Below are 25,337 nucleotides of genomic sequence, written 5' to 3'. Positions count from 1 at the left end.
TTAAAGGTGGATAATGGCTGTACTAAAACATGTTAAAAATCGATAAGGTGTCGCAGAAATGATTATTTTTGCTGATCTTTTTTGTTTTTCCTTTGTTATTGAGGAAGTTATGTGTTGAAATTATGGGTGGATCGGAAAAATTGACGATGCCTGCCATGTTGCAGGCCAGTTTTGAACGTTATGGTGATCGGAATTCGTTGGTGTTTGCGGGAGAAGAAACCAGAACTTACCGTGAATTGCAATCAGAAGTTGAAAAATTAGGGACGCAGTTGCGTGTCATGGGCATTCGCCGGGGGGCAAAAATTGCGATTCTCAGTACCAATATGCCCAACTGGGGCGTTGCTTTTTTTGCCATTGCTTCGGTTGGAGCGGTGGCCGTTCCTGTTTTACCCGATTTTCATACCAACGAAATACGGAACATCCTTCAACATGCAGAGGTGGAAGCCGTTTTTGTTTCTGAAAATTTGATAAGCAAACTTGAACCGGATGAGTATCCTTTGCTGAAGATCATCCGGATCGAAAACTTCAGGGAAGTAAACAGCGAAGATTATCCTGTCTTTAACCGCGCTGAAGAACCGCTTGATTTTGAATACGAAGATGTTGATGAAGAAGATTTAGTGTCCATTATTTATACGTCAGGAACTACCGGTAAGTCGAAAGGGGTGATGCTGACCCACAAAAATGTGGTTTGGACGGCAAGGCAAAGTTATTATTTTCAGGATATTAGTCCTTCCGACCGATTTTTGTCGGTGCTGCCGCTTTCTCATACATTTGAAAACACACTGGGACTGATTTTCCCGGTTATGCACGGCGCATCGGTTTATTATTTGCGCAAACCACCTACAGCGCCTGTTTTACTGCCGGCCTTGCAGGTAGTGAAACCAACCATTATGCTGGTTGTCCCGTTGATTATCGAAAAGGTTTACAAAGGAAAGATCCTTCCACAGATTAACAGTAATCCAATCACCAGGAGTTTGTATCAGATCAGGCCATTTAAACGGATTTTAAGCCGCATTGCCGGTAAAAAACTTTATCAAACCTTTGGTGGCGAGTTGAGGTTTTTCGGTATTGGCGGCGCCAAACTGGATGACCAGGTCGAGCGTTTTTTGATGGATGCCGGCTTTCCGCTTGCGATTGGCTACGGGTTAACCGAAACTTCGCCCCTGTTGGCAGGCGCCGTCGGCAAAAATGTCCGCTACCTCTCGACCGGGATACCGCTCCGGGGCGTCGAACTGCGTGTAGCCAATGCCAATCCGGCAACAGGCGAGGGTGAAGTTCAGGCCAGGGGAGAGAATGTGATGAAAGGATATTACAAAGAACCGCAACTAACCGCTGATGTTTTTACCGAAGACTGCTGGTTTCGGACAGGCGATCTGGGAAAATTCGACAGATCCGGGTTCCTGTATATCAAAGGACGGATTAAAAATATGATTGTTGGCGCCAGCGGCGAGAACATTTATCCGGAAGAAATTGAATCGTTGATCAACCGGATGGAATTTGTTCTGGAATCGTTGGTTATTCAGCAAAAAGGGCGTCTGGTGGCGATGGTTCACCTGAACATGGAAGAAATTGAGGCCCGCTTCAAACAAATGAAAGAAGAAGCTGTACAGAAATTTAATCACCGGGTTGATGAAATTCTGAATGAGATTCAGCAAAAAGTCAATGAAGAAGTCAATAAATTCTCCCGGATTCAGACGATTATTCTTCAGCCGGTTCCGTTTGAGAAAACGCCGACGCAAAAAATTAAGCGTTTTTTGTATTATTCGTAAATGTAAAATCTAAGCAAAACAATACGATCCCTGGTTTTCTGAACCGGGGATTTTTTTTCGGGAGAATTTGGAATCAGCTGTTTTGCGAAAATAAACCCGGCATAAAAAAACAGCGCAACCGGAAGGTTGCGCTGTGGACTATGTAAGTAATCTTACTTTTCTGTGTGAATTACATCATGCCTCCCATGCCGCCGCCCATTGGAGGCATAGCCGGAGCTTTTTCTTCTTTCTCGTCAACCAAAACACATTCGGTTGTCAGGAACATGCCGGCAATTGATGCTGCATTTTCCAGTGCAACGCGGGTTACTTTGGCCGGGTCGATTACGCCGCTTTCCAGCAGGTTCTGGTATTCGTCGGTACGGGCATTGTAACCGAAATCGCCTTTGCCCTCGCGAACTTTTTGTGCCACAACGGCGCCTTCTTTACCGGCGTTGATCACAATCTGGCGAAGCGGTTCTTCGATGGCGCGTTTCACGATCTCAATACCGGTTGTTTCGTCTTCGTTTTCGCCGGTCATTCCTTCCAATACGGCCATAGCGCGGATGTAAGCCACACCGCCGCCAGGTACGATTCCTTCTTCAACAGCAGCGCGGGTGGCGCTCAGTGCATCGTCAACGCGGTCTTTTTTCTCTTTCATTTCCACTTCAGAGGCTGCGCCAACGTAAAGAACAGCAACACCGCCGGCCAGTTTGGCCAAACGTTCCTGCAATTTTTCACGGTCGTAGTCCGAAGTTGTTGCTTCAATCTGGCGTTTAATCATCGCTACACGCGCGTTGATGGTTGCCTGATCGCCGGCTCCTGCCACAATGGTTGTGTTTTCTTTGTCAACGGTAATTTTTTCGGCGTTACCCAGCATGTCCAGGGTGGTATCTTCGAGTTTCATACCTTTTTCTTCGGTAATGACGCTACCTCCGGTTAATACGGCCAGGTCTTCCAGCATTTCTTTACGACGGTCGCCAAAGCCGGGAGCTTTCACGGCGCATACTTTCAACGAACCGCGCAGACGGTTAACAACCAGGGTGGCCAGCGCTTCGCCGTCAACATCTTCGGCAACAATCATCAGCGGACGACCGGTCTGGGCTGTTTGTTCCAATACAGGAAGCAGGTCTTTCATGGTGCTGATTTTTTTGTCGTGAATCAGGATGAACGGATGATCCAGTTCAGCGGCCATTTTTTCGGTGTTGGTAATGAAATACGGAGAGATGTATCCGCGGTCGAACTGCATCCCTTCAACAACGTCGACATAAGTTTCGGTGCCTTTTGCTTCTTCAACCGTAATGACGCCTTCTTTGTGTACTTTTTCCATGGCTTCGGCAATCAGGCTGCCGATTGCTTCGTCGCCATTGGCAGAAACTTTGGCAACTGATTTGATTTTGTTGAAATCATCACCAATATTTTGAGATTGATTTTTGATGCTTTCCACCACTTTGGCAACCGCTTTGTCGATCCCGCGTTTCAGGTCCATCGGGTTGGCTCCGGCAGTCACGTTTTTTAAGCCAACCTGGATAATGGCCTGTGCCAATACGGTGGCTGTTGTTGTACCGTCGCCGGCGTCGTCGCCTGTTTTGCTGGCTACTTCTTTTACCATTTGGGCGCCAATGTTTTCGTAAGCATCAGCCAGTTCGATTTCTTTGGCTACGGTTACCCCGTCTTTCGTAATCTGGGGAGCGCCGAATTTTTTCTCGATCACGACATTACGTCCTTTCGGGCCAAGTGTCACTTTCACGGCATCAGCCAGTTTATCAACCCCTTTTTTCAGCTGGTCTCTTGCTTCAATATTGAATTTAATTTCTTTTGCCATCTTTCTGTTTCTTTAAATAGTTCTGTTTTTACTAATTATGCAATGTATAATACATCTGTTTGTGACATCAACAGGTACTCGGTTCCGTCAAGGGTCAATTGGGTGCCCGAATACTTTCCATAGAAAACAGTGTCGCCAACATTGATTTCCATTGGCTCATCTTTTTTTGCAGCGCCAACTAAAACCACGTTTCCTGCTTGTGGTTTTTCTTTTGCTGAGTCGGGAATAATAATTCCGCTCGCTGTTTTAGATTCTGCTTCCTGTGGTTGAACCAGGATTTTTCCTGCCAGGATTTTTCCTTTTAATTCTGCCATGTTTTCAAATTATTTTAGTTAAACATTTTTAAAATTCACACCCTGTCCTATCGAATTTTGTGCCAAAGGCAAAGCTGCTGAAAAAACGGACCGGGAAAGACAAATTTACATCAATCTTTGGCGTACATCAAGTCTCCTGATGTGTAAGTGATTTATTTTGAGTGATTTTGTTTGTTGTCATTTTCACTGACAGGCTGACAGGCAGGCCGGCAGAGAGAAGTCAGTGTGTTTCGTCAGCCCGAAAGAACCAAGGTTTAGTGACGAAGGGAAACCAGAACGGTTATTCTCTGAAAAATAAAAAAGGGCTTACTTCTGAAAAGTAAACCCTTTAACCGATCAGATTCCGGTATATTTTTATTCCGCAGGCACTTCTTCCGTATTGGAATTGCTGTCTGCTTCAGGAACGGTTGTCGGAAAGTTAGGAACCGCATTCGGGTCAACGGCGCTTTCAACCTGCCTTTTAATGGCTGATTGCTGGGCCTCTTTTGCTGAACGCGGGATAAATGCACTGCCGGCAATGGAAAGGACCAGTAAGGCTCCGGCCAGAACCCAGGTTGCTTTTTCCAGAAAATCGGTGGTTTTGCGAACACCCATAATTTGATTTGATGCCTGGAAATTACTGGCTAAACCGCCGCCTTTTGAGTTTTGTACCAAAACAATCAATATCAAAAGGATGCAGGTGATAAAAATTAAAACAGTGATCAACGTATACATGATTTGTTGCTATTTAGTTCATTAATTTTTTGATTTCCTCAATTTGACCGGCAAAGTAAACATTTTTTTCCGGATATTTCAAACTTAATTTTCCGTAAACCAGAATTGCCTGTTTGTAAAGTCCCTGCCGGGCATAAATTTTTGCAAGGGTTTCGGTAACAAATTCACTATCCGGTTTTTTAGTCAGGTCTTCGTCTGCATCCGGTTGACGACGGGCTATGGTTGTTTGCTCTTTCTTTTTCCTCAGCGTACGGACCAGGTCGGATAACGACTCCTCTTTTTCTTCAGGAACAGTCAGGTGGTACGATGCGGATGAACGGAATTCTTTTGAAAGGCTCTCCAACTCATCCATCTCGTGTTTGGTAACAAAGCCTGAATCGTCGTGCATCAGGAACTGATATAAGCGTTTTCTGTCGGCCACCCTGATGGCCCCTTTCTGCAGGTAATATTCAAAAGAGGGGTGATTCAGTTTTTTCAGGTTTTTCAACAGTAAGATCCATCCCGCCTGAAATGCCGGATATTCCTCAACGATCGACTTCAGCAGGTCGAGGCTTTTTTCATCCAGTTTGTCCGGATGTTTCAGGTAGGTATGGATTTCTGCAAAAAGCATTACCAGTTTGCGATTGATGCGTTAAAGATATCGTCGGTAAGTTTTACCAGTATTTCTTCCATCAAAGCGTCTTCCACTTCGTTTAACGATTGGGTGCTGTCGTAATCTTCGTAGGCCGAGAAGGATTTCTCCCAGTCGTCGTCGTGGTTTTTATTGTTGGTGTATTTTACCTTAATCGTAACCGTCAGTCGGTTTTGAGCGGCCAAATCACCCTCCTTAATATTCATCGGGCGGGTTTCGTAGCCGGTAATTTGCCCTTCAAACTCCAGATCGCCTCCTTCAGAAAGCATGTCGAGCGAGGTTTGCCGGGTCAGTTTATCCTGTAATGCCTCGGTTAGTTGCTGGCTTAGATTGGGGTTAACCAGGCGAGCCCGGTTCGGGAAATAATAAACCGAGAAGGTTTTTACATCCGGCGCAATGGCGGCTCCGGTAAACGAGTAGGAGACGCGGCAACTTTGCATAGCCGGTGCAAGGGTCAGAGCAATGAAAGCCCAAATGAAAAACAAGCTGGCAGATTTAGTCGATATCATATTCTTTAATTTTCCGGTATAGGGTACGTTCCGAGATGCCCAGTTCCTGTGCAGCATATTTACGTTTTCCCTTATGTCGTTCCAATGCTTTCCGAATCAATTCTATTTCTTTGTCTTCGAGTGAAAGCGACTCTTCGACAAACTCTTCCGTATCCTGAATATCGTCCGGTTCGTCCGGTTCATAAGGCGTCGGGCTAACTTGTGGTTTTTCAGCCGGAGTAAAATGAGCAGGGTCTTTTTGGTAAAGGTTCCGGATAATTTGTGCATTTTCGGTGTTAAATCCGGGTGGGTTGTTTCCTTCGTGCATCAAGTCGAGAACCAGTTTTTTCAGATCGTTCATGTCTTTTTTCATGTCGAAAAGCACCTGGTACAGGATTTCCCGTTCCGTAGCAAAGGTTTTTTCATCAATACCTTTATAAAGCGCCGGAAGTTGCGGCCGACCTCCGGATGGCAAATAATGCCGGATGGCTGATCCGGTGATTTGCCGCTCCTGTTCGATGACCGAAATCTGTTCGGTGATATTTTTTAGCTGGCGGACATTTCCGGGCCAGTTAAAGTGTTCAAGGGCGTCGCGTGCCTCATCGTCGAGCCGGATGGGCGGCATCCGGTAACGCTCGGCAAAATCCTGGGCAAACTTTCGGAAGAGCAGCCAGATGTCGTCGGGCCGGTCCCGCAGGGGCAATACCCGGATTGGTACCGTGTTTAAGCGGTAATACAGGTCTTCTCTGAATTTTCCGGCTTCAATCGCATTGGGAATTTCCACGTTGGTTGCTGCAACTACGCGCACATTTGTTTTCAATACTTTGGACGAACCGACTTTGATAAACTCTCCGGCTTCCAAAACGCGCAACAGGCGTACCTGGGTCGAAAGGGGTAATTCGCCGATTTCATCCAAAAAGATCGTTCCGCCGTCTGCTTCTTCAAAATAACCTTTCCGGTCGGCCAAAGCGCCGGTAAACGCGCCCTTTTCGTGACCGAAAAGTTCGGAGTCGATCGTCCCCTCCGGGATGGCGCCGCAGTTTACGGCAATGTATTTTCCGTGTTTCCTGGCTGAAAAATGATGAATAATCTGCGGAAATACTTCTTTCCCGGTGCCGCTTTCTCCTGTAATCAGTACCGATAAATCAGTTGGGGCGACCTGAACCGCAACTTCAATGGCCCGGTTTAGGGCCGGCGCATTCCCGATTATTCCAAACCGTTGCTTAATCTCCTGAACATCCATATTTCAGTTTTTCCTTTTTAACTCAGCAAAGTTACAATTTTAAGATTAACCCTGCTTGTCAAGTTGTTGTTCCCGTCATTAAAATTCCGGTTTTAAACTTATTTAATAAAGCTGAAAATGAAGTTTCGATTAATTTTCGCCACCATCGATTTTAAGACAAACATATTATAGCGAGTTTTTGTTAATTTAAGGAGGCGTTGAAATTAAATACAAACCAGGTAAATTAACGATAACATGAAGAAATCTTTACTTCTCTTTCTGATAATTTTTTTAACAGCAAATTTTTATGGCAGGGCAGCTTCACCCGGAAATGAAGATGCCGATTTAATTGAACTCAGTACTTGTACTACCAATACGTTGGTTCCATTTAAGGCGAAGGGCGATTATTTTTCGGTTTGGGATGGGAAAGGCTATACCGAGTTGTTTTTGAAAGGGATGAATTTGGGCGTGGCTGTTCCCGGTACTTTCCCGGGCGAACTGGCGGCTACCGCCTCCCAGTATGCCCGGTGGTTTGCACAAATAAAAGCGATTGGGTATAACAATATCCGTGTTTATACCTTGCATTACCCGCGTTTTTACGAGGAACTGGCCAAATATAACCTGGCTCACCCGCAGAGTCCGCTGTTGCTGTTCCAGGGCATCTGGCTGGAAGAACAAGACGGCGAAATTGACCTTTACGGGCAGGAAGGGGCTTTTGAAACCGAGATTGAAGAGGTGATTGACTGTGTACATGGGAACCGGACTATCCCGGCTCGGTTTGGGAAAGCTTACGGAACGTATGCGGCTGATGTGTCTCAATGGGTGATTGGCTATATTATCGGACGCGAAGTATTTCCCGGTGAAATTGCTGCCACCAATGCAAATCATGGCGGGGTGAACGGCTTCGCGGGGAATTATCTTTCCATCAACAACTGTTCGCCGGCCGAAGCCTGGATCTGTGCCAGGATGGACAAAACGATTAGCTACGAATACAATCGCTATACGACGCAACGGCCTGTTTGCTTTTCGAGCTGGCCGACTCTTGATCCCTTGACGCACCCGACAGAAGCAAACGTGAGTGACAGCCAGGAGGATCAGGAGTCGGTTGACCTGTCAAAAATTGACGGTTCAAAGGCGGAAGCCGGTTTTTTTGTTTCTTACCACGCTTACCCTTACTATCCTGATTTTATATCCGATCAACCCGGGTATCGGACGTACTCTGATAAATACGGACCCAATAGCTACCTGGGATATTTATTCGACCTGAAATCACATTATCAGGGTATTCCCCTGGTGGTGGCCGAGTTTGGTTTACCTACCAGTGTGGGGATAGCCCACCTGGCACACAGTAAAATGCATCACGGGGGAATTACCGAGAAACAGCAAGGTATTTTTACCATCCGGATGCTTGAGAATATTGAAGCAGCGGGACTGGCCGGGGGAATGCAATTTTCGTGGATTGATGAATGGTTTAAACAAGCCTGGATTACCAATCCGCTTTCGGATGCCGACCGGCGTTATGTCTGGCACAATGTGACCAACCCGGAACAAAACTTTGGTATGGTCACCTTTGCCCCGGCTTCGCAAATAAAAACTTCGGTAGGAGATTATCCCGGAGCCGTTATCACCGGGATCAAAACCTCAGCCGATCCTGCCTACTTCAACATCGACCTGTTGACCAAAACCGTTAAACAGATTGGTAAAGACTATTGGATTGCTTTGGATACTTATGCTCCTGAATTGGGAGAATCTGTTTTGCCGAATGGTGAAAGTATCACGGCAAACGGGGAGACCTTAAGATCCGAGTTTGCGCTGAAAATCAATCTGGCCGATTCAACAGCACAGTTATATGTCACAAAAGCGTATAATACGTACGGCGTCAAACTGTTAAACCGCTGGGATACGATTGTGTCAACGGTTACCGACGGCGGTCCCTGGAATGAAGTCCGCTGGCGGACAAACTATTCCAAAAACGACATTCAGTATATCGGACAATTAAAAATCGGGCAGCTAAACGATCCGTACAGTTTCTTGTATCCGGTGAGCTGGAATTCAGACAGTATATCTATTCGTTTGCCCTGGACCTTAATCAATTTCCGTGATCCTTCGCGGAAAAAAGTAACCCACTACACCTCGGAGAAGGTTGGTGAAACAATCCATGTGCTGACCCGGGAAGCGGTATCAAACGGAATTGCCCTGACGGTAGTCCACGATACCAAGGTCTATCAGACAGATCGGTTTAGCTGGTCAGATTGGGATGAAGCAGATGTGCGGGCCAATCCGTTGAATGAGCGCTTGAAAGAGTCGGCTTACTTTATTCAGGACAACCTTGGAAAATTCAACAACAGCCCGATAGCCAATTGTGAGACATATGAAGTAAGAGTGGGCGAATACCTGGAGACAAGCCGCGAAAACGGGTTGTTGGCCAATGATCTTGATTATGACGGCGATGATCTTGAAGTTGTGTTTCCCGGCGGGCTGGCCTCGCTTCAGGGAAATCTCTTTGTTCATCCTGACGGATCGTTTGCCTATGAGCCTTATCCTACCGCCAGCGGGTCCGATCAGTTTATGTATTATGTAACCGATGGCCGTCGTTACAGCCGTTTAGTTACGGCAACCATTGTTATTAACGGGAACGAACCCAATCCTGTTGCCGAAAGTCAGGTCACGATCTTCCCAAATCCGTCGAACGGGAAATATGTGATCCGTTCGTCAGACGGGCAGGCTTTGTCGGCTATCCGAATTACCAATGCAACAGGAATGCTGCTTCTTCAGGTTGATACCTTGTCCGATGGGTCAGAGATTGACCTCACGGGACATCAGTCGGGCGTTTATTTCTTAAATTTTGAATGGAACAATACGCGGGAGACCCGGAAATTGGTTAAACTTTAAACGATTAATTATCTGTGATACGGGTCAGGAGCTTGTTTTATTTTACTTATTCCTGACCCGATGCACTACTTTTTACGTTTTTCCTGCATGTTGCGTAACCCTACCCTGGACATATGTCCCCAGGTACGCTTTCTCAGCAGAAAGTAGTCGAAATTACCCATGATGGCGGAGTAAAGGACGACGGGATGAAAGAAGAAGGGTTCGAAGAATGCAGCAATCAACTGTCGGAATACCATGGATTTACTTTTGTACCGGTAAAATGCAATGTGGTCGAATAAAATAGCTGACATGGTAAAAAATACCGAGAAAAAGTAAACAAAAAGCAGGGTGATGAAGAAATACGGCCAGTTGGCATACCCCAGAATGGCGATGGTAATAAAATAAACGATCCCAAAGATTTCGACAAGCGGAGCCAGCCATTCAAAGAAAACCCAGAACGGGTGAGACACGAGTCCCATTGTTTTATACTTGGGATTGAAGAAGATACTCCAGTGAGAGAACAGTGTTTCAATGGTTCCCCGCGTCCAGCGGTTGCGTTGCCGGATAAATTGACGGAATTTACCGGGGGCTTCGGTCCAGCAAAGCGGATCAGGGATATATTCAACTTTATATTTTTTCTTTTGGTCGGTCATGTATTTACGCATGCGAACCACCAGTTCCATATCTTCTCCGACGGTAAACCGGTGGTAGCCTCCGCAGGCAATTACGATCTCCTTGTCAAAGAGCCCGAGAGCTCCTGAAATGATCAGCAACCCGTTTAGTTTGCTCCAGGCAAGTCTCCCCATTAAAAAGGCGCGGTTATATTCCAGCACCTGGAAAAGGGGTAACGGTTTCTTCGGAAGATTGATCTGCACCAGGTGGCCATCCTTGATTTCACACGAGTTGGCGATACGGATCACCCCGCCGGTGGCAATCACCTGCCGGTCAGTTTCCTGCAAAAAGGGCTTTACCATGTGTTGCAAGGCATACGGGTCGATGATGGAGTCGGCATCAATGGCAATAAAGTATTCCCCTTTGGCTACATTAAGTCCTGCATTCAAAGCATCTGCCTTTCCGCCGTTAACCTTGTCAATAACAGTCAGGTTGTTTAAGGCGCGTTTCTTCGATTTGTAAATGCCTCTGATTTCGGAACAGGTAATTCGTTCGTCAATCACATAAGGTACCTTTTCCAGATCGAATGCCTGTATCGTATTTTCCAGAGTATCGTCGCGGCTGCCGTCATTAATTACAACCACTTCGAAGTTGGTGTAGTACAAGGCCAGCAGGGCCCTCACATTTTCAACAATATTGACCGCCTCGTTGTAGGCGGGCGCTAATATAGAGATTGACGGGGCATACGGAGATGAAAGTACCTCGTTTTGATTAGGAATTTTAGAAGCCAAGTAATATTTGCGAAGGACAAAGGCAGAAATAACGGACAAGATTAAATAGACGCAAAAAATAGAAATCGCGTAGTAGAAGATAAAGGTTTCTACCCAGAATGAGATGATTTTAGCGATGATATCCATTAGTTTCTAGGGTCTTTAATGTGTTCCACAAATTTGTTCAGGTTCAGATCTTCCGATTCTGTGAGTTCTTTCAGAAAAGCCTTTCCTGATTCACCTATTTTGTATAAAGCGCGACAGGCTTGCAGTTTTAAACGGATGTCGTCTTCACGGACAATTTCGGCCAAAAAATCAAAATCCTTTTCATCGCCGATCAGTTCGATGGTTTTCAAAATTTCAATTTTAATCCGGTAAGTTTCTTCTTCGTAACGTTTCTTCATTTCATCTTTCATCCCGATCAGGTTCAAACTTCGTATCGCCTGATAAACGTAAACCCGGGTTTGTTCGTTCGGATGATCCAGATTTTTTGCCAGGGAACCGGCACTTTCGTTTTGTTGGAAGTAATTGATCATCCGGATAGAGAAGTCCTGCACGTCATTATTGTTCGATTCAACCCATTCTTCAAACGAAGGAACCTCTCGTTCGTGAAGTTTGACGTGATTCAGGATGTTTAATTGTACCCACTTCGACAGCGGGCCGTTCAGGTCGTCCAGGAAGTTGAAGGTGGCAGCCTGATCCAGGTAGGCAAAGGCGATTTGCGCTTCGCCCCGCACCTCACTGTTTTTATCCTTGACATACTTTGCGATCAGCTCTTTGGCGCCGTTGGGGTACATGTTGGCCAGTTCACGAATTCCCCTGATCCGTTTAAATGTATAAGGAGAAGAAATTCGTTTCTCGGAAACTTTATAGAGTCCCAGTTTCTGGTACAACTCCAGAATTCGGTCGCGATATTCGCCCGACAGGTTTCGTTGAAAATTGATCAGAATGTCGATCAGGATGTTTTTCCCGATTATTCCCCGGGTATTTTTTAGTTTTTTGATCACTTCGTCGGGGTCGGCATTGTAAAATAAATAATCGGTCAGCAACTGTTCCAGTTGTTCGTTCATTTTTTTACGGTAAGCTTCATGTCCGCGTTTATAAAACGACGTGATGAATAATACAATGGTGATAATCAAGATGTTTATTGAAAAGATCAGGCTTAGCGTAATGAGCAGTAAAAGCACCGGAACATCGAATATGACGTTGGTGATGTAAGTCACGGTTTCGTGTCGCTCAGGAGAGAGATACTTACTGCTGGTGGTCATGACTGTCTGATATAATTTATCGTTCAGTTTTCCCCAATACGACCGGTGGGGAATATGACTTTCTTTTCGTTCAATATACCGTTCGGCCCGGGAACCCGATTGCGGCTGGGATGCCTGATCTGCATCTTCCCGGACATTTTCCATAGCGGCGGTATTGGGTGTTGCTTCGACTCGAATCGCGTCGGGCTGGCTTTGTCCGCAAAGCATAATCTGGCTTAGCAGGAAAAAGACGGTCGTATATAGAAGCTTTTTTCCTTTCATAATCAAAAGAGGAATGATAATGCTGTCCTGAAAATAAACTGGTCGCGCCGGGACCCTTTCCTGTATTCGGCGTTTTCATATCCGCCTTCAATTTCGAATAAGAGGAAGTGGGAGATTTTTTGCTTCCATTCCAGTTCAACCCGCCACGAGTCTAATTGTGGTATTTCTTCACCGCTGGTGTAAAAGTACGGGTTGTCGGGCGAAACGCCGGTTCCCAATACCAGTTCCAGGTAACTTTCTTCCTTATTTAAATACCTGCGGCCCGATAAAAGATAGTTATAGGTGGTATTTTCTCCGTCGTAGGAGATGTATGGACGAAATGAAGCATAGTACGATCCCAAGTATTTAGCGATGGACCCGGTGAAGATATTCACATGCAGGTCGTCAGGCTCGGGGATCGTGAAATCCATAAAACGATAGCCCGCCGAAATCTCGAAACGGGAACCGAAGGTATAAAAGTATTCGACGCCCAGTCGCCGTCTGGGGAAGAATGCGTTTTCGGAGTATGCGTAATTGACGAACATGTAGTTGTTCTCGTCGAACTTCGGGTAAGCTTCCAGGGCATATTGGTAAGCCACAGCGTTTGAAAACAACTTTTCTCCGGGCATCACCATATCGGCCGTGTACACTTTCAGATAGAAATCACCATAGGCGGTTCTTCCTCCGTAGCCTAACGATGACATGTGCCAGCGGCGCCGGTAAGGCGAATCAAACATGTCGAAATAGTGTTCGAGGCGAATGATATTGGAGTAATTAAATCGGACTGCTTTGGTTAATGCCCCCAGTGCTTCCTCTTCGGGAGCAAGCTTTTTTATGGTTTGGATGGTTGTCCGGGCCTCGGTGTAATCTTCTCCGGCAATCTGGATTTTTGCTTTCTTAATTAAAAAGTTGACATCATCGGGGTAGATTTTCAGCGCTTCATCAATGGCGTCAAGTCCGGCCTCGTACCTTCCGCTCCAGTATAAAATATCAATCCGGGCATCGTGGGCATCATAATACGCCGGGGATTCGTTCAATACCTTCGAAATATTTTCTCCTGCCGGTTCATATTTTTTTTGCCAGGCATACGTGCGGGCAACCAGGATGCGGGCATCGGTATATTCGGGGTGTGCCGCCAGGAGTTGCTCTGCCAGGTTGATGGCTTCACTGTATTTTCCATCGATCGATAACTGGCGGGCAACCATAAATACCGAATCAGCATTGAACGGTTTTTCGAGCTGAGGGTAGGCCGTATTTGTCAAGAGCAGAACTCCAAAGGAGAATAGGAATAGTAGCTTCATTCTACTTTAATAATTTTCTGATTCGTATTGTCAACTCGCTCAAACTGAATGGTTTGATCACATAATCGTCAGCTCCCAGTTCAAAAGCCTTTAATACGGTTTCTTCTGCTCCGTCAACCGATAACACCAGGATGGGCGTTTTTAAGTTCCAGTCGTTCCTGATGGTGTTGATCACTTCGTGCCCGTTAATGTAAGGCATGTACAAATCGGTGATTAACAGATCTACCGGGTTCTTTTCCAGAAAAGTAAGGCATTCTTTTCCGTCCTGAACCTTAAACACTTCGTATCCATCCCGTACTAATTTATGATTAATCGTCTCCAGAATAAGCTTGTTGTCTTCTGCGACAAGAATTTTTTTCATAAACTTCAATTTAGATTGAGACAATTTTAGTTGTCATTTCTTAACTAATAAAAATCAGGTTGGTCTTTAAGCAATTTCGTCTGCAAAATAAAACTATTACGACACAATATCAATAAGATTTGCTAAATTATTTTCAATTTGACAGTAAAACAGTTCTGAATGCAGATTGTTTTAATAGATGAAATTTCAGGCGAAAAAAGCCGGCTTTTTCATTATCCGAACATTTTATACTTTTGCCCGAAATAAATTAAACCATGAACTTCATTGCGATTATCCCTGCACGTTACCAGTCGACCCGATTTCCAGGAAAACCTTTGGCAATGCTTGGAAACAAACCAATCATTCAACATGTATATGAGAATGCTTCGAAAGCAATCACCGATGTTTGGGTGGCTACCGATGACGATCGAATTGCAGGCGCTGTGACCGGTTTTGGCGGGAAAGTGGTGATGACCCGGGCCGACCACCAAAGCGGAACCGACCGTTGTGCTGAAGCGGCGATGAAAATTGCTGCACAACAAGCTGTTGATGTTGTGATTAACATACAGGGCGATGAACCTTTTGTGCGAAGCGAACAATTGGACGCGTTAAAAAAATGTTTTGAAGATCCGGAAACCGAAATTGCCACATTGGTAAAAGAAATAGATGACGAGGCGACTCTTTTCAATCCGAACCGCCCCAAGGTGGTGATTGATGCCGCTCGTTATGCGCTGTTGTTCAGCAGGGCGGCTATCCCGTATATTCGCGGACACGAACCAAAAGAGTGGCTGGGCGTCCACACCTTCTTTGCCCACCTGGGCATGTATGCCTATCGTTTTCATGTGTTGAACAAGATCACCGGCTTATCACCTTCAACCCTCGAACTGGCTGAATCGCTCGAACAACTGAGATGGCTCGAAAACGGCTACCGCATTAAAACAGCGGTAACGAGCTTTGAAAGTATTGGCATCGATACGCCCGAGGATTTGGAACAAGCCAAACAACTGCTTGGGCTGAAATAAGTTTCCGCTCTTCCCGGATATTTGCGCTGAACAAAACTTCATTTGAAACGTATTTAAAATGAACCTAAAAACTGTTTCAAATGACAAACCGGCGGGTATTTATTAAATCCATTGCGGCCTTAACGGCCGGGCTTGCAGCAAATTCAGCTGCTTATGCAAACGAAAAAAAAGCCGGAACCGACCGGTTGGGTGATCTGTTACCCATGCGGCGCCTGGGCCGGACGAATGAATATGTCAGCATGCTGGGCGTTGGAGGTTATCACATTGGCTGGACTACCGAGCGTGATGCACAGGAAGTGATTGAAGCCGCCCTGGAAGGTGGTGTCCGGTTTTTCGATACGGCTGAAAGTTATGCTGCCGGCGTCAGTGAAGAACGTTACGGCAGGTATCTGACCCCAAAATTCCGCGACCTGGTGTTCCTGATGAGTAAATCGACCGGAAAAGATGCAGGCACAGTTCGCGAGCACCTGGACGGGACACTGCGCCGGTTGAAAACCGATTATCTCGATTTGTACCAGGTTCATGCCATCAGTACCCCTCAGGATGTGGATAACCGGATCAGCCAGGGTGTGCTCGACCTGTTGCTTAAAGCGAAAGATGAAGGTAAAATAAAACACATTGGCTTTACCGGTCACCAAAATCCCTATGCTCATCTCCGCATGCTTGAGCAAACGGCTGAAAGCGATTTGTTTGATACTGTGTTGATGCCGGTGAATGTGCTTGATCAATCGTATTTTAGTTTCACCCAACAGGTGTTACCGGTGGCCATGGAACGAAACCTGGGCATTCTGGCCATCAAATCGTTGGCCGACGGGCGTTTCTTTGCCGAGAAAAAACAAGCAAACTGGACCACTGATGACCCGGTGATCCCCAATTACATCAGTATCAAAGAAGCAATGTATTTCGTGTGGTCATTGCCCGTTTCGGTATTGATATCCGGGAACGAAAACGCCACTTTTATGCGCGAAAAGATCGAGCTGGCCCGCAATTTCAGTTCTTTTACCGAAAGCGAGAAACTGGCTTTAATTGAAAAGGTAAAGGCCAAAGCGCTGGACGGGAAGATCGAATATTTTAAACGGAAAGAAGCCTGATTCGGCTGAAATCATGAACTTAAAATGATTAGCAGAGATCAGGCTTCGTGTTCAGTCCACCGGATGACCGGGCTTAATTTACTTTGCTTTCAATAGAAATTTAATTTCATCTTTCTTTTGCGGATGAAGCGCCGCAAATGTGATCCGGTAAATACGGTCGCCCCATTTTTGTATAATTCCTTGGTCTTCTTCTGTTTTGAGCGCTATTTGTTCAATTTTGGCGCTTAGTTTATTGGTGTCGTAAAAAAGGATGAAATCTTTTGGGTTTTTGTTTTCATCCTGGTAATGAATATGTAGTTGGCCTGGCTTTGCCAATGCACAAGGATAAACCGTCATAAAATGCTCAGCCAGTTGGCCTGCTTGCTTTAAATCGAAAATATCCATCAGTTCAACCTGTTTTCCGGCCAGGTAGTTGATTTGTCGTTTCAGGCTGTCTATGCCGGCTTCGTCGGGGTACGCTTTAGCCAGATCAAGCGAAAACTGAACCCCTTGAGGAGAGGATTGATAACTCACATTCCTGGCCTGGAATTGTCGTCCGGGGGATTGGGTTTGCCCGTTCACCGAGGGCAGGTTGTGGTAATCGGAACAGTTGTACCAGATTTCATAGCGCCGGTTGCTAAAGGTCTTTTTCGTATACGTTCCGCGGCCAACATCGATCAGTAGGGGCAACCCGTCATAAAAAACAACAAAATTGCCAATATCGTTGTGGTTGTGGCTCTCGGCATTGTGACCGCCTTTGGCTGCTACAAAAAAACCATCGGTTTTTCCTTCAAAATCGCGGGCAACCATGACCTGCAGGTTGGGTAGCCACACCTGTTGCGGAAATGGCAGACGTTTTTCGGCTTTGGCCAGTTCATCCTGCAAATACAGCTCATAAAAGTTTCGAAAATAATGAAACCGTCCGATTCCGAGGTCCTTTTTCCGGGCATAATATGCGCCGAAAGCCATCATCGCTTCATCGCCAATGGCCTTTCCGTAACGGTAAATCAGACTTCCGTCCATGCCCGGTTTCGGATCGGCATCGGCAAAGTTCAGGAAATAATCTTCGCTGATTTGGGCCCGATAAATATAGCGGCCCATGTTTTTTATTTTTTCATTTTCGAACACGTATTGAAAGGCCCCGTTGGACGCGTCATTCAGCATGGCCAGATTATCGAACAAGGATGCGGCCGCGGCTCCCCAGTAACTCGGGCCTTCGTCGCAGCCGCCGTCTTCGGGATAAGGATTGACAAACTGATCGAGTACTTCGGTAATTTTATAAACCATCCCCGCCCGGCGGGTATCGTCTTTTTCAAGCAATAATGCAGCATTCAGCCAGTTCGAACAAATCCAGGGGTTCCAGTTGTTTGGCACCAGTCGTCCGCCAAACTTGTCGCCCATCCACCAGTGCGCCTTCTGCATGACCGGCTCAAAAATCCGTTTGTTGGTTTCGTCGTAAATCCGCTTCCTGATTTGCGGTGAAACGGCGTTCAGCTTTTCGCCCAGAAAATAGTCGATCCAGGCCAAAAAGGTGGCCGTTTCAGCAGCAAAAAGGTCGACAAAGGGATCGCTGACATCGACCAGTCCGGCATATTCCGGTTCGCCGGGTAGGTGGGCCGGCACACCCCACCACGATTCTTCGCAGACCGACCAAATCCCGTCGATGATCTGGTCGAGAAAACGGCCTTTATTTTCGTAGATTTCGGCCAGTAATAAGGTTCCCAGTACTTTTCGTTTGTTAAAACTGATCGTTTCATATTCCGACCGGTTACCAGTTCGCACAATTGACAAAGATTTGGTTGCCGGAATATAGGGCCATTCGAATTTAAGGTACTTCTCGGCTTCATCCAAATAAGTTTTCATCATTTCTTCATCGGCAGCAGCCCAAGCCTGCCGGTCGTTCAACTTTGGGAAAGGGGTGTATTCGGCTTGTGGAATCAAGATCGTTTTCAGCTTTTCCACGGAGTATCGGCTACTGATCAGATCAATTTGCGCAATCGTATGCGCAGACAGAGCGAAAAAAAACAAAACGATTGGAATTATTTTTTTCATAGTTATGGTTTTGTTGGTTCAGAACAAATATAAAAGAAAGCAGTGAAATAAATCGTTTATGAAAGAAACACAAACAGTCGGTTCTTGAATTTTTCTTTCAATTCGGATTTGTAACCTAAACTGAGATCACTTCAAAAGGAAGCCCCTTTAAACGTTTTGTGCGTTTGAAGGGGCTTCCTTTTAATCCCTTAAGCAGGAGGTTTTACTCCCCTCATTTGGAAGCGCTGGCAGATGTTGCCATTTCCAGCGCTTTGGTGGTGGTGTAATACTTAGTGATCATGTTCGGTACTTCCCATTCCGGCAATTTGCCCCATTTCAGGTAACGCAGAAATTTTTCGGTCACCTGTCCGAAGTGCGCTTCGTGGCCTACTTTGTATTTATCAGGGATCTCAACCGTCCATAAGGCATCTTCCAGTTTAACCAGTTTCAAGCCGGGGTACATGGTCGCTATATCCTGGTTGATTGCTTTTGAAAGACCTCCCTCGAAGGTTTCCAGTCCTTCGTCAATGGTTGCCCGGATGTAAACGGTTGGTTTATAATTTTCTTCTTCACCCTGCCTGATGATTACATCGCAAAGCGAGCCGCGCATGATGCTGTAATGGGTGTCGCCCGCGCCCTGTGGTGCTTCGAAATTCCAAATGACAGAAACTTTGGCGTATTTGCCTTTTAGCTTGTAAGTGATTTCGCCATTGGAATACACCTGCAGTTTGCCGTCAACCATGTCTTTTTCAAGAAATTCCGGGAAAGCGTTTTTTTGGGTCACCTTGTTAAATTGTTCGAGACTTAATGGGGTGGTCCAGCGCCGGGCATTCACCAGCTCAACATCCGACTTGTAAAGCGGTTGTTCGGGGAAGGCTTCCCATTGGATCATATCAACCAGGTGAGTAGTTACATCCACAATGCCTTCGCCCTGCTGTTTGGTGTCAAAAAACCAGGTCGGCCGTTTGAGCGGACTGCCTGCCACCTCTTTAAAAAAGTGATGAACACTTTCTTTGGTGATCGCGGGTTCTTCGGCGGTGCCTTCTTTCAATACACCAAACACTTCGGGAACTTTCGATAGCTCACGTTGGATAATCGTTGTAATCTCGTGACGTTCGGTCATAATGTCGTACAACAAAACGCCGTTGGCTTCGGCCGATTTAAACGCTTCCTCGAGCAGGGTAAAACCTTCGGTATTAATGGCCATCGGCTTATCGGCAAAAATGTTGATACCGGCGTCGGCAGCTGCTTTAATATATTCTGTTTTTTTTGCGTTGTTGCCTGAAACCATCATCACATTGCCGGGTTTTTCGGCAATCATTTTTCCGAGGTAATCGGCCCCGGTATAAACTTTTATATCCCAGTTGGTCGGGTTTTCGGCGCGGGTATTGAAGCCTTCAATCTTGGCCAAATGGTCCTGCACATCGGTTCCTTCAGGAGCATATACATAAACAGTTGGGTCTACCTGTTCGTACATGGTCTTTTGAATCAGGGCTGCATGAAAATGCCCCGGGTCGAGTGTCATCAGTTTTACTTCGCCTTGGGCTCCGGTAAATTTAGACTGATCTTCCTGTTTGGCCGACTGTTGCCCGCCACCCGTACAGGAAGCGAAAAAAATTAAGGAAAAAATTAGTGAATTGTTGGAAAGGTTTTTCATTTTAATTATAAATTTTGATGGTATCATTGTCTTACACCTGCAAAATTAAACTTTTTCAGCTTGTATTTCAATGTCGTTTAATTTAACAAGTCCTTTCACCGTCAATATCTTTAAAATCGATCTTGTATATTTCGTTATCAGACAAGGTGATGGTTGCCCCCAAAGCCGAACCGGTTGGCGTAATCTCCATGACCTTGATGTCCTTTATGGGCGACAGTTCTTCTTTTGTCCATTCGCGGTCGTCGGTTTTATGCAGAAAGACGGTGATCATCAGCTCCATCGGCGGATTCTTGGCCATCCGTTTTTTATACGCGTAGATGACGGTACTTTCATCAGCTTCGGCGTTTCGGTTGGTGTGCGCCAAACTTTCCAACTTGTCCCATCCTCCGTAGGTAATCAGGGCGACTTTCCTTCCGGGGATGGCTGCGGTGATCACTTTTCTGTTTCCGTCTTCAAACTGGTTAACAACCGCCTTTTGCCCCTTCAGGTGCGGAAGCCCAAAATTTCCAAGTGTCAGTTCATATTCAAAAGCCAGCCGCGAACGGTCGACCCGGATCACACCGCCGGGAATGGTGATCTCGGCCAGGTCGATGATGTATCCGACCCCGTTGTTCGGCGGTTTACGCATGATTGCCTGCCGGTACAGCACGCCGTTGCGGACCCCGTTAAAAAGCATACTTTGCGAGATGGTGTAAGCGCGGTTTTTTTCGGAATCGTTGGCAACGGTCAGCCCGGTGAGATAAAAGTTGACATCATCGCCGCGGACGTCGCGCGGGTCCTGGCTGCGGAAACTGTACTCCATGGCCGTGCCTCCCCGCGGGTCGTGATCTTCCCAGGGAAAATGGGTATTGTACGCCAGTTTCGAATAATTCGGGTCGTCGTAATACACTTTCCCGGGAATAATTTCAGACGCACCTGTTTTTCCGTGGTTCACCAACACAAGGCCAGGATTTTCAAGAATGGTCCTTTTTGATTGATCACCAAGAGTCTCCCACATCCCTTCATTTTCCGTGGCCGTCCAGAAGGGCGAATCGTCGGGTAATGCGAGGCAGATAAACGGCAGAAACATCAGGAAGGGGCTGCCCGCGCAACTGTAATTCTGCACCATGTATTCTTTCTGCCCGTAAAAACCCAAGCTGGGAATGTCGTTGCAGAAAAATTCCTCACGGGTGACAAACTGCAAGAGCGAGCCCGAGCACAGCCGCCGGGCCCAACCGGCGTCGAGCGAGGTTTTTTCGTTCAGCATAAAGGCCACCGGGAAAGCCCCCGACACCCAGGTGCGGTAACAGATGCTGCGCGACCACATGTTGATGTACCCGTCGCGGCCAAAAAAGGAGGTGATGGATTCCATCAGTTTTTTGGCTGAAGTTTCGATGATTTGGGCAATTTCGGGGTAATAGTCGTCGCCAAAAGTCCGGTTCCAGATGGTGGTGTAAACGATGAACAGGCTGATGGAGTAATAATTGTAGGTTTGCTCGAGGTACCAGCCGTTCCCCGAATGATAGGAGGCCACCCACAGCAAATGGCTTTTCAGCAGGTCGTCGTCAATTTCATACCCGTATTTTTTCAGAAACGAAAGGGCGACAATGTTGAAGATCCGCCAGTTGTTTTGTGTGGTCCGGTGATGCGCCCATTTCGAGATGCAGGGGATCATTTCCTCCTTCTGTTTTTCGGTGAAGTACGGCCACAGGGTATCGGGCAAAAGCAGAAGCGTTTTAAACAATCCGCCAAACTCGCAGGTGAACTGGTAATTCGAGTCCGGCAATTCTTCGGGCAAAGGCAGCGAATTGGGGTGCCCCGGCGTGAAAGCATTGTAAATTTGCAGGCGATAATAATCCCGCAGGTTGATGCCGTTGATCGTCGTTTCAGGATCGATATGAATGAGCGGACCAGCAAGTGTGAAGGTTCGCTCCAGCGCCTCAAATTCGGCCGCGCGGTAGCGCCAGTCGGGCGCGTTGGGCTGCGGGTAGGTTTTCCCGGGAATGATCGGAAAATTCAGGGGTGTCTCCATCGAATCAACGTGTTTAAAAGCGCGTTCCAGTAAATATTTGGCCAGTTCGATGTAATGACTTTTGGTCATCCCGGTAAGCGGGCTGCGCACAAAATCAGGATTTTTAACTTCAAAAGCGTTTTTCATATTCGTTTTTTTTACCGCAAAGGTGCGGAGGCGCGAAAAGGCAGATAAAAGAACTTGTCTCGCGTCAAAGGCCTTTGCTATGATTTTTTTTTAACTTTTTGTCTTTCTGAAATGGTGCAGATCGTTTCCCAAAACGATGCTTATGATTTTAAAAATGATGCTTATGAAATTCTAAAATCATGCGCATCATTTTTCAAGATCGTGATGTGCTGCTGCCAAGTTCGCCATCTGCCGGGTGCTGACAGGTCGTTCTTCATTCCGCGTTCACTGCTACGGCGCATGAAACTCCGGCTCTTTCCTCCATGTCGTTGGATGCGCCGGGAGGTTTACGGACATTTAATCTCCCGGGGTGGCACTCGCTACACTCGTTTACCCCGGACTATTCACCTTTGACCCTTTCAGGGTCAGTTTCCCGCCACCTGTCTTTTTCTTTTCCCTTTCGGGCCAGTTCCAAAGGCCAGATGAAGGCTGGGAAATTTCCTGCTGTGGAAATTTTTTTTCCACAGCATCCGATTTGTAGGCAGCTATTAACGGGTTTTCTTCATTCTGTATTTTTCCCCGCTTCACGCATAGGCTGCCCGCCGTTTCGTAAAAACATAAAGTTTTCAATCTATCTCAATCTTCTTCAATCTATTTCAATCCTTTTAATACCTGGTTGGTTCCGTAGGGAGCCCGTTGCGGGCGGCTGAGGAAGGTGTTTGCCTCATCGTCGTTTTTAAACTTTTCGGTTTTAGGGTCCCATTCCAGTTTTCGCGACAGTTTCATCGCCACGTGACTGATCAGGCAAACGGAACAGGCGCGGTGCCCGATTTCCACAGGCGAAATCGGATCTTTGCGGCTTTGAATACAATCGAGCCAGTTGCCGTGTTGTTCGTCGCTCACGTACAGGTGGATTTCATTTTCGCCGATTTTCGATTCCAGAATGCTGCGGTTGCTGGCATCCAGCGCTTTGGCACTCTTTTCTTTTGAAACCGGGTCGCTGGCCGAAGCCACATAACTGCCGCGTGACACGAAGATCCAGCCATCGGTACCTTCGTAACGAATTCCGTTGGGATAACCTCCCGAGGTAAACATGGTGATGCCATTGGCATATTCGGCTTTCACCATAAAGTCGCCATGCACATCCCAGAACCCGGATTTCGGGAACTCGGCAACTGCTTCCACCGAAATGGGCCCGGTCAGCTCGGTATCCATTCCCCAGGCGGCTGAATCGAAGTGGTGCTGCCCCCAACCGGTGATCATGCCGGCCCCGTATTGTTCTTTACGCAGCCATCCCGGGCGGTCGTAACCTTTTTGCGGATGAACGCCGATTTCGGTGTAGGGGACGTAGGGAGTGGAGCCCAGCCACATGTCGTAATTCAATTCTTTGGGTACCGGCATCTCAGGCGCTTCGGGGCCGGACGGGTCGCCCGGCAGCCCGATTTTTACCGTGTGCAGTTTGCCGATCCGCCCGTTGCGAACCAGCTCGGCGGCGATGCGGAACTGAGGCGACGAACGTTGCTGCGTACCCACCTGCAAAATCACTTTTTGCTTTTGAACGATGTCGCTCAACTGGCGGCCTTCTTCAATGGTGAGCGAAGTTGGCTTTTGCAGGTAGATATCTTTTCCTGCCAGGGCGGCTTCAATAGCCGGTTGCGAATGCCAGTGGTCGGGCGTGCTGATGATCACCGCATCAATGTCTTTGTTCAGGAGCATTTCGCGGTAATCGTCATACATTTTCACGTCCATGTATTTTTGGCCCAGCTTTTTTGCGTAATAATCTTCAACCAGCTTTTTGCCGTCAGCCAGGCGGTTTTTATCCACGTCGCAAACAGCAATCATCCGGGCCACATCGTGTTGCATGGTGCAGGGCATGTCGTGGTCGCGGGCAATTCGGCCGCAGCCAATCTGGGCAATCTGTATTTTATTGCTGGGAGCGTTTTTTCCAAAGACCGACGACGGGACAATGGTTGGGATGATGATCGCACCGGCAGTTCCGATAGCTGATTTCCTGATAAAATTCCTTCTTTCCATGATATCTAGAGTTTTGAGTTTCGAGTTATGAGTTTCGAGTTTAGGGTTGTGTGTTCTACATTGAAAATTGATTATTCCGTATTGGATATTTTTTCATTCTTTCCCATATTCTTTAAATCTTTCAGCAATTTCTGCTGCCTCGTGCGAGCCGGCATGAACCAGCACGCGGTATTTCAGCCTGATTTGTTCTCCTTTTTTCAGTGTGGTTTCTTTGTCGTTTTCGGGCCAGTACATGGGTGTTGGCGAAAAGAAACCATAGTCGCGCGTAAACCAGGGCGATGGGAACCATTTGTTTGAAGGGTGCTGTAAAATGGCCAAACCTTCCACTTTGTCGCCGCGTTTGCCGTAACAATCCATCCAGGGCGAAGCTTTTCCGAAGGTGGCTTTTTCTCCTTGTTCACCTTCGGCATTGATCATCGTTCCGCCGTTGATCACTGCCAAATCCGGATCCATACGCCCGCTGAACAACGAGTGGTTGGTTTTTTCGATCACCACGTCCAGCAACATTTCCATCGTGATTTCAAAATCAAGTTGAACTATTTCTTTGGAAGGCGCCGTAACGGTAATTACACGCGTGTCTTTAATGGGTGCCGAAGCCCCCGGCCGTTTCCAGATACATTCGTCGGTAATTACCACCCGGTCGCCACCCGACTCGGTGATTTCGGCATGCAGCGAAACAATCTGGCCGCGTTCAATGCCTTCCTGCCAGTAATTGCCGCCGTTCACTTTGTCGCAACCAAAAAACAGCGAACTGTGGTGCGGGTAATTGCCGTTGCGCATAGACGTGACACTGGCTCCCGAAGGGCCGTTCACCGGGTAAAAAAACGGGTATTTTTCTTCTTCAGAAAAAATATAGGAAATGAACAGGTTGTTGTTGATGCTGATATCGATCTTCGATTGGTGTTTGACCGCAGTTACTTTTGACTGCGCCCTGCCCGGCAGGACAAAGATGATTGTGAGCAAGAGAATACTGACGATAGTTTGTTTCATTTTTTTGGATTGATAGATTTCATTTTTAAACACAAAGACTCAAAGACACGGAGAAATATTGCCGCATTCCTTTTGT

At 46.7% G+C, this 25,337-nt stretch carries 20 protein-coding genes; 4 read left to right on the top strand and 16 right to left on the bottom strand.

Features of this window, described 5'->3' with window-relative positions:
- Window positions 1-122: 122 nt before the first annotated feature.
- Window positions 123-1,769: an AMP-binding protein gene (locus ACOIT5_RS02970; protein ID WP_423128982.1), complete on the top strand. Its 1,647-nt coding sequence runs from the start codon at window positions 123-125 to the stop codon at window positions 1,767-1,769.
- A gap of 169 nt (window positions 1,770-1,938) precedes the next feature.
- Here ACOIT5_RS02970 and groL read toward each other — a convergent pair whose 3' ends face one another.
- From groL to ACOIT5_RS02940, 6 genes are all read right to left on the bottom strand, one after another.
- The gene (gene groL / locus ACOIT5_RS02965; protein ID WP_423128981.1) at window positions 1,939-3,570 is read right to left on the bottom strand and encodes a chaperonin GroEL; all 1,632 of its coding nucleotides are present in this window, start codon (window positions 3,568-3,570) and stop codon (window positions 1,939-1,941) included.
- 35 nt (window positions 3,571-3,605) lie between these two features.
- On the bottom strand, window positions 3,606-3,884 hold the full coding sequence (locus tag ACOIT5_RS02960; protein ID WP_423128980.1) for a co-chaperone GroES: 279 nt from the start codon (window positions 3,882-3,884) through the stop codon (window positions 3,606-3,608).
- A 354-nt stretch (window positions 3,885-4,238) separates the two neighbouring features.
- A complete protein-coding gene (gene secG, locus ACOIT5_RS02955; RefSeq protein ID WP_423128979.1) occupies window positions 4,239-4,598 on the bottom strand; it encodes a preprotein translocase subunit SecG in 360 nt (119 codons plus the stop codon).
- 13 nt (window positions 4,599-4,611) lie between these two features.
- The gene (locus tag ACOIT5_RS02950) at window positions 4,612-5,208 is read right to left on the bottom strand and encodes a hypothetical protein (protein ID WP_423128978.1); all 597 of its coding nucleotides are present in this window, start codon (window positions 5,206-5,208) and stop codon (window positions 4,612-4,614) included.
- A complete protein-coding gene (locus ACOIT5_RS02945) occupies window positions 5,208-5,738 on the bottom strand; it encodes an LptE family protein (RefSeq protein ID WP_423128977.1) in 531 nt (176 codons plus the stop codon). Before ACOIT5_RS02945 ends, ACOIT5_RS02950 begins: the two co-directional genes overlap by 1 nt.
- Window positions 5,725-6,960, bottom strand: coding sequence for a sigma-54 interaction domain-containing protein (locus ACOIT5_RS02940; protein ID WP_423128976.1), 1,236 nt, complete (start codon window positions 6,958-6,960; stop codon window positions 5,725-5,727). The genes ACOIT5_RS02945 and ACOIT5_RS02940 overlap by 14 nt, the downstream gene beginning before the upstream one ends.
- A gap of 234 nt (window positions 6,961-7,194) precedes the next feature.
- Here ACOIT5_RS02940 and ACOIT5_RS02935 point away from each other — a divergent pair, with 234 nt between their 5' ends.
- Window positions 7,195-9,831 (top strand): T9SS type A sorting domain-containing protein, encoded by a 2,637-nt coding sequence (locus ACOIT5_RS02935; protein WP_423128975.1) that lies wholly within the window; start codon window positions 7,195-7,197, stop codon window positions 9,829-9,831.
- A gap of 65 nt (window positions 9,832-9,896) precedes the next feature.
- Here the strand turns inward: ACOIT5_RS02935 and ACOIT5_RS02930 are convergent, their stop codons facing one another.
- Genes ACOIT5_RS02930 through ACOIT5_RS02915 form a run of 4 tightly spaced genes read right to left on the bottom strand, consistent with a single transcriptional unit; the run spans window position 9,897 to window position 14,362 of the window.
- Window positions 9,897-11,339, bottom strand: coding sequence for a glycosyltransferase family 2 protein (locus ACOIT5_RS02930; RefSeq protein WP_423128974.1), 1,443 nt, complete (start codon window positions 11,337-11,339; stop codon window positions 9,897-9,899).
- Window positions 11,339-12,721: a HEAT repeat domain-containing protein gene (locus ACOIT5_RS02925; protein WP_423128973.1), complete on the bottom strand. Its 1,383-nt coding sequence runs from the start codon at window positions 12,719-12,721 to the stop codon at window positions 11,339-11,341. Before ACOIT5_RS02925 ends, ACOIT5_RS02930 begins: the two co-directional genes overlap by 1 nt.
- A gap of 2 nt (window positions 12,722-12,723) precedes the next feature.
- Window positions 12,724-14,001: a YaiO family outer membrane beta-barrel protein gene (locus ACOIT5_RS02920; protein WP_423128972.1), complete on the bottom strand. Its 1,278-nt coding sequence runs from the start codon at window positions 13,999-14,001 to the stop codon at window positions 12,724-12,726.
- 1 nt (window position 14,002) lies between these two features.
- Window positions 14,003-14,362, bottom strand: coding sequence for a response regulator transcription factor (locus ACOIT5_RS02915; protein ID WP_423128971.1), 360 nt, complete (start codon window positions 14,360-14,362; stop codon window positions 14,003-14,005).
- Window positions 14,363-14,616: 254 nt separating this feature from the next.
- Here ACOIT5_RS02915 and kdsB point away from each other — a divergent pair, with 254 nt between their 5' ends.
- The gene (gene kdsB / locus ACOIT5_RS02910; RefSeq protein WP_423128970.1) at window positions 14,617-15,363 is read left to right on the top strand and encodes a 3-deoxy-manno-octulosonate cytidylyltransferase; all 747 of its coding nucleotides are present in this window, start codon (window positions 14,617-14,619) and stop codon (window positions 15,361-15,363) included.
- Window positions 15,364-15,443: 80 nt separating this feature from the next.
- The gene (locus ACOIT5_RS02905; protein ID WP_423128969.1) at window positions 15,444-16,454 is read left to right on the top strand and encodes an aldo/keto reductase; all 1,011 of its coding nucleotides are present in this window, start codon (window positions 15,444-15,446) and stop codon (window positions 16,452-16,454) included.
- 78 nt (window positions 16,455-16,532) lie between these two features.
- Here the strand turns inward: ACOIT5_RS02905 and ACOIT5_RS02900 are convergent, their stop codons facing one another.
- The 6 genes from ACOIT5_RS02900 to ACOIT5_RS02875 all read right to left on the bottom strand — a co-directional run bounded on the left by ACOIT5_RS02900 (window position 16,533) and on the right by ACOIT5_RS02875 (window position 25,261).
- The gene (locus ACOIT5_RS02900) at window positions 16,533-18,485 is read right to left on the bottom strand and encodes a heparinase II/III domain-containing protein (RefSeq protein WP_423128968.1); all 1,953 of its coding nucleotides are present in this window, start codon (window positions 18,483-18,485) and stop codon (window positions 16,533-16,535) included.
- Between the two features lie 211 nt (window positions 18,486-18,696).
- Window positions 18,697-20,121: a putative oxidoreductase C-terminal domain-containing protein gene (locus tag ACOIT5_RS02895; RefSeq protein WP_423128967.1), complete on the bottom strand. Its 1,425-nt coding sequence runs from the start codon at window positions 20,119-20,121 to the stop codon at window positions 18,697-18,699.
- 82 nt (window positions 20,122-20,203) lie between these two features.
- Window positions 20,204-22,258, bottom strand: a complete 2,055-nt coding sequence (locus ACOIT5_RS02890) for a DUF2264 domain-containing protein (RefSeq protein WP_423128966.1) — start codon at window positions 22,256-22,258, stop codon at window positions 20,204-20,206.
- A 369-nt stretch (window positions 22,259-22,627) separates the two neighbouring features.
- Window positions 22,628-22,762, bottom strand: a complete 135-nt coding sequence (locus ACOIT5_RS02885; RefSeq protein WP_423128965.1) for a hypothetical protein — start codon at window positions 22,760-22,762, stop codon at window positions 22,628-22,630.
- A 126-nt stretch (window positions 22,763-22,888) separates the two neighbouring features.
- Window positions 22,889-24,271 (bottom strand): Gfo/Idh/MocA family protein, encoded by a 1,383-nt coding sequence (locus tag ACOIT5_RS02880; RefSeq protein WP_423128964.1) that lies wholly within the window; start codon window positions 24,269-24,271, stop codon window positions 22,889-22,891.
- 93 nt (window positions 24,272-24,364) lie between these two features.
- Window positions 24,365-25,261: a PmoA family protein gene (locus ACOIT5_RS02875; protein WP_423128963.1), complete on the bottom strand. Its 897-nt coding sequence runs from the start codon at window positions 25,259-25,261 to the stop codon at window positions 24,365-24,367.
- Window positions 25,262-25,337: the final 76 nt, after the last annotated feature.

Origin of the sequence: Gaoshiqia hydrogeniformans (genome assembly GCF_049347105.1) — a bacterium.
Taxonomy (GTDB): domain Bacteria; phylum Bacteroidota; class Bacteroidia; order Bacteroidales; family Prolixibacteraceae; genus Gaoshiqia; species Gaoshiqia hydrogeniformans.
The sequence above is the reverse complement of the archived record's forward strand: the minus strand, read 5'-3'. Positions and strand labels throughout refer to the sequence as shown.

What these genes read in the sequence shown, in the direction of transcription:
- ACOIT5_RS02875 (WP_423128963.1), bottom strand. Translation starts at nt 25,261, where the DNA reads ATGAAACAAACTATCGTCAGTATTCTCTTGCTCACAATCATCTTTGTC.
- ACOIT5_RS02960 (WP_423128980.1), bottom strand. Translation starts at nt 3,884, where the DNA reads ATGGCAGAATTAAAAGGAAAAATCCTGGCAGGAAAAATCCTGGTTCAA.
- ACOIT5_RS02920 (WP_423128972.1), bottom strand. Translation starts at nt 14,001, where the DNA reads ATGAAGCTACTATTCCTATTCTCCTTTGGAGTTCTGCTCTTGACAAAT.
- groL (WP_423128981.1), bottom strand. Translation starts at nt 3,570, where the DNA reads ATGGCAAAAGAAATTAAATTCAATATTGAAGCAAGAGACCAGCTGAAA.
- ACOIT5_RS02880 (WP_423128964.1), bottom strand. Translation starts at nt 24,271, where the DNA reads ATGGAAAGAAGGAATTTTATCAGGAAATCAGCTATCGGAACTGCCGGT.
- ACOIT5_RS02925 (WP_423128973.1), bottom strand. Translation starts at nt 12,721, where the DNA reads ATGAAAGGAAAAAAGCTTCTATATACGACCGTCTTTTTCCTGCTAAGC.
- ACOIT5_RS02895 (WP_423128967.1), bottom strand. Translation starts at nt 20,121, where the DNA reads ATGAAAAACCTTTCCAACAATTCACTAATTTTTTCCTTAATTTTTTTC.
- ACOIT5_RS02935 (WP_423128975.1), top strand. Translation starts at nt 7,195, where the DNA reads ATGAAGAAATCTTTACTTCTCTTTCTGATAATTTTTTTAACAGCAAAT.
- ACOIT5_RS02900 (WP_423128968.1), bottom strand. Translation starts at nt 18,485, where the DNA reads ATGAAAAAAATAATTCCAATCGTTTTGTTTTTTTTCGCTCTGTCTGCG.
- ACOIT5_RS02950 (WP_423128978.1), bottom strand. Translation starts at nt 5,208, where the DNA reads ATGCTTTTTGCAGAAATCCATACCTACCTGAAACATCCGGACAAACTG.
- ACOIT5_RS02970 (WP_423128982.1), top strand. Translation starts at nt 123, where the DNA reads ATGGGTGGATCGGAAAAATTGACGATGCCTGCCATGTTGCAGGCCAGT.
- ACOIT5_RS02945 (WP_423128977.1), bottom strand. Translation starts at nt 5,738, where the DNA reads ATGATATCGACTAAATCTGCCAGCTTGTTTTTCATTTGGGCTTTCATT.
- ACOIT5_RS02905 (WP_423128969.1), top strand. Translation starts at nt 15,444, where the DNA reads ATGACAAACCGGCGGGTATTTATTAAATCCATTGCGGCCTTAACGGCC.
- ACOIT5_RS02940 (WP_423128976.1), bottom strand. Translation starts at nt 6,960, where the DNA reads ATGGATGTTCAGGAGATTAAGCAACGGTTTGGAATAATCGGGAATGCG.
- ACOIT5_RS02930 (WP_423128974.1), bottom strand. Translation starts at nt 11,339, where the DNA reads ATGGATATCATCGCTAAAATCATCTCATTCTGGGTAGAAACCTTTATC.
- secG (WP_423128979.1), bottom strand. Translation starts at nt 4,598, where the DNA reads ATGTATACGTTGATCACTGTTTTAATTTTTATCACCTGCATCCTTTTG.
- kdsB (WP_423128970.1), top strand. Translation starts at nt 14,617, where the DNA reads ATGAACTTCATTGCGATTATCCCTGCACGTTACCAGTCGACCCGATTT.
- ACOIT5_RS02915 (WP_423128971.1), bottom strand. Translation starts at nt 14,362, where the DNA reads ATGAAAAAAATTCTTGTCGCAGAAGACAACAAGCTTATTCTGGAGACG.
- ACOIT5_RS02890 (WP_423128966.1), bottom strand. Translation starts at nt 22,258, where the DNA reads ATGAAAAACGCTTTTGAAGTTAAAAATCCTGATTTTGTGCGCAGCCCG.